The organism is Tamlana sp. 2_MG-2023 (assembly GCF_030548465.1).
GTDB lineage: Bacteria > Bacteroidota > Bacteroidia > Flavobacteriales > Flavobacteriaceae > Pseudotamlana.
Map to the genome: position 1 here is coordinate 1 of NZ_JAUOSF010000030.1, position 4379 is coordinate 4379.

Sequence of the window (4379 nt, forward strand, 5' to 3'; positions counted from 1 at the left end):
TCTGAATACCGTCTGATTACTTTGTCATTTTTGTACATAATGTTTAAAATTATGTAGCCTTTATTCAGGACGGGTCAAAATGGCATACAACGGTCTCGGCTATGCTTAGTACGGGATTTAAAAGTAAATAATTTCCGTTTAAACACTTAGCCAAATCTTTTTATTTTGTTTTATCTTTTTTAGTAATAAAGCCAAATCAAAAGATTTGGCGGACTTTGCAAATACAGACTAGCTTTTGAATTAATCACCAAACCCGTATTAAGTATAGGCATTGTTGGCTACAGTTTTACTTTTATAATTTTGTTAACTCCATAAATTGGTTCATATAAAATTATATCATTTTTAATAGGGGCAGCTACTTCCAAAATAAAATATTTTCCTGATAAACTTTTATCCATTAACACCTCTAATGAATACTTGTTTTTATAAGTTTCAATAGTCAAATCTTTATTTTCTTTAAATAATTGGTATATATTTTCGTCAATCAGACTAGACGTAATCCAAGAAGGATCAGTTTTGGAAACTAATTCCATTTCATCTGTACTATCAAGATTTATACATTTAACTTTTATGTCGTTTATTGTTAGCTTTTCATCCAAATTTGGTTTTAGAACTATTTTGTTTTCAAAAATGTCAATAAGTTGATATTCGCTTTCATTTAATTTAACAGTTTTTCCGATATCTTTTTTTGAAACTCTTTTGGTAGAATAATCAGTAATAAATTTTACACTATAAAAAACTTCTCCTGTTAGATTTTCATCAAATTTTGAATTAAAACTCAATTGATTAGAATGAAAAACATGTAATCCAAATGAGGTCGACCCTGATTTTGAAGGTTCTAATTGGGTATTGTTATTTCCAAATAATTTACTTTCTTCAATTTCTATAGAAATAACCCCATGTTTTTCTGGGATGAAATTATCAGGAAAATCTGACTGTATTTCAATCTTTTTATTTCCCTCATTTTTTATTTCAAGTTTAGCGTTTTTTTCGAAATATTCAATGCTGGTAATAATTGACTCCTTTGTTTTATTTGACTTTAAATATTTTTTATCGATGTCTATCTTTTGACTTTTGAAATCATATTCAGGTTTTCTAAATAAATCTTTCGTCATTTCAAATTTCATCGAGTACATAAAATCTTTTTGCTCCTTTGACATATCAGATTTCTGTGAATATGTAAATTGAGAAATAAGTACTAATATTAATAATAAATTAAATTTCACTTTCATTTTTTGGGGTTTTAATCTCGACTAACGGTAAAAATTTGTTCTTAAAATACCTTCAAAATTCCGTCCGTTAGCTTTAGGAATTAATAGATTTCTGATGTGCTTAATTGTAGCCAACGGTCTTGTATATGAAAAGTAGCGCTGAAAATAAGCGATAATTATTCGGATTAAACACAAGCCGAATTTTTAAAATTTACTAATTATTTTATTTTCGGGAATTTGTCAAATTTAAAAATTTGGCGACTTCCTAAAAATGCCCGAACCTTTGTGTTAGCAACTACTCGCGCTATTTTTTATATACGTTGTTAGCCACAGTTTTTTACTCAAATGTTACAGGTTTCAATTTTATTTCGCTAACATTTAATTCCTTTCCTTTAAAAAATTCAAGTACTAAATATCCAATTACTGGTGATAACATATATAGATTATGTCCTGCATTATCAATTATAATATGCTGTCCGTTTTTAAACGATTTGGCAATTTCAACAGCCGAAGAAAGATATGTCCGACCATCCATTTTTCCACTCAAAAGTAAAGCGTTAACATTGTTTTCTTTAAGTTTTCTGAATTCTTCGGGAAGATGAAAATAATTAAGTTCATCAATCCAATCCAACATCAAATAGTTGATGCCATCTCCAAGTAATGAATTTTTCAACTCTTTTCTGATTTCTTTTTTTCTTGCATCGGACGCACCGCTATGCATATCCATTGCAAAAGACATTGGGTTTTCAGGTTCTGAAATTGATTGTTTTATAAGTTTTACCATTGGTGCGATTTCAGAAAAATTACCATTATATAATTCTAAATATAATTTTGGGATTTTATTTGATATAGAAGGGTCTCTTAAATAAATTGCTGTGATTGCAATTTGTAACTCAAAGTCAGATATTCCTACTTTTATTTTTTTTCCTTTGTCATCTTCTATGTCGACAATGACAGGTTTTTCTTTGAGTCTTCTGTGGACTTCAATTATCTTGTTTTTTAAATCAGGATATTTGGGACTCATTCCGTAATTATCTTTTGCACGCTCGCATATTTCGTTTAAAAAGGCATCTGTTTTCGATGGTAGCCTTAAAGTTTCATCAGGACTTTCTAAACTTGCCAAAACCATTTTTTTAATATTTTCTTCAAAAAGCCTTATGTATTCAAAACCCAAATGTGAACCATAGCTAATACCCCAAAGCGATATTTTATTCACATCAAGTACTTTTCTTAATGCATCTAAATCTTTTGCACTTTCTGTTGTGTTGTAAGCAGATAAATCAACTTTTTCAGATTCCCAAAAAGATTTACATTTTTTCAAATTGTCAGTAGTAATTTTTAAATAATCATCTTTTGTTAAAGGTTCGGATATTGGAATGTTGAGTTTAATTGGACAATCAATTAATTTGTCGGACATTCCAGTTCCTCTTTGGTCAAATGCGATTACATCTGCAACTTCACGCAATTTCATAAACAGTTCAAATCGTTCATATTTGGCGGTTTCCGAGCCAGAACCTCCTGGTCCACCAGATAAATAGACAATTGGATTTGATGGATTCGGATTTGTACTTTTAAATCTTATAAAAGATAATTGAATAGAATCGGAAGAGGATTTTTCTCTATTTTCCTTTACCATAAATGTTCCTCTTTCTGCCTGAACAGTATCATTTGAAGCTGTTATGAACTCGTAAGGTTCAATTTCAAGTTGTTGACTTAAAATAAGATTTTGATTGAATAACAGAATTAATGCTATTGATAGTTTTAAAATAGTTTTTTTTGACATTTTGATTGTTTATTCTAATGACGATTGTAAAGCCCGAATGTTACTTTAAATTGTGGCTAACGGTTTAGCTATGAACAGTTCGGGAGCAAACTAGCGTTTGCTTTCCGCCACGCACATAGCAAAATCTTTTTGTTTTGTTTTTTCTTTTCCTTGTTTAAAGCAAAATCCCAAAGATTTTGCGGACTTCAAAAAATATACAAACCTTTCGATTAAGCCCGAAGCCCGTATTGATTATAGGTTGTGTTAGCAAACGTTTATATATGCTTGTTAATTTTGTACATTCCAAATCCAATTATTAATCCCCTTATTGCTCCAGTAAATAGATTAAAATTCAAGCTAGGAATTATTACCTCTATAAAAGTCCCAAATAATATTAAAAGAAATGAAACTATTAAAATAATGTAATCAAGCCTAGAATATTTTTTTTCTGCATTATTTCTTATATGTTTTTTAACTATTTTGAGAATATCTTTATTTTCTTTTTTTGATTTTATCTCATTCTGCCAAATTCCCACTGGTTTTTCTTCATCTCTAATTTCTATTCCGTCTATTTGACCAATATTTTTGTCTTTTTTTATGTGAGCAGTTAATTGGTCAATAATTTCGGGGTCTTCGGTATAAAAAAAACCTAATTCTTGACCAAAATCTCCACTCCAAAATGAATAAAAAGAACCTTCACTTAGCTTTTTGTTTATTTCTTTTAAGATGGGTATATGGTCAACATAATCGCTATTTCCATTTACAAAAATGGATAATTCTGATGTGTTTATTTTAAATTTTATTAATCTGGTTTCTCCTTCAAATCCTTGAAAATCTTTAATTTGAACACCTATAATAGAAAGAAGGTCGTTTAGGAAGTTATTATAATCTTTTACTGAATCTATTTGTTCAGGGTCTATTAAATGAATTTTTGAGTCACTTATAGTTTCTACAATATGGTCATATAAATATTTCATTTCCTTAATATTTTTTTAACACCCAAAAATGTAAATAGAAATTGGATTAAAAGTAATTGAAATAGTATTCCTGAAATCTTATAGGCTTTTACCATAGAAAGTAGGGTTAGAGGAATAGAAATAAAGAAAAATATTAGCATTAAAATTCTTAACCAATTATACTGTTTTTTTAGTAATATAGTTGCTAAAATTACCGTTATAATTAGCGCAAGTATATTACTTAATTGTTGAGTAATTGTTCTGCCGAAAGCAATATTTGTAAAGATTAATGTAATAAAACCGAAAAGAACCGAAACCAAAATTAGTTTCGATGCTTTTTCATATCGCTGTGATTTTTGCATTATATTTTTTTATGTCTCGTCCTGAAATATGGCTACAGGTTAAAATTGAAATTAAGCTGTTAATTTATATACCATTTCAGGTGTTTTA

3 protein-coding genes are annotated in these 4379 nt (G+C 28.8%); all 3 read right to left on the reverse strand.

The window, feature by feature from the left end; genetic code table 11:
• Positions 1-278: 278 nt before the first annotated feature.
• The 3 genes from Q4566_RS16910 to Q4566_RS16920 all read right to left on the reverse strand — a co-directional run bounded on the left by Q4566_RS16910 (position 279) and on the right by Q4566_RS16920 (position 3950).
• Entirely contained in the window at positions 279-1232 is a 954-nt protein-coding gene (locus Q4566_RS16910) for a hypothetical protein (RefSeq protein ID WP_303423745.1), read from the reverse strand.
• A 316-nt stretch (positions 1233-1548) separates the two neighbouring features.
• Positions 1549-2994 (reverse strand): alpha/beta fold hydrolase, encoded by a 1446-nt coding sequence (locus tag Q4566_RS16915; RefSeq protein ID WP_303423747.1) that lies wholly within the window; start codon positions 2992-2994, stop codon positions 1549-1551.
• 254 nt (positions 2995-3248) lie between these two features.
• Positions 3249-3950, reverse strand: coding sequence for a hypothetical protein (locus tag Q4566_RS16920; RefSeq protein ID WP_303423749.1), 702 nt, complete (start codon positions 3948-3950; stop codon positions 3249-3251).
• Positions 3951-4379: the final 429 nt, after the last annotated feature.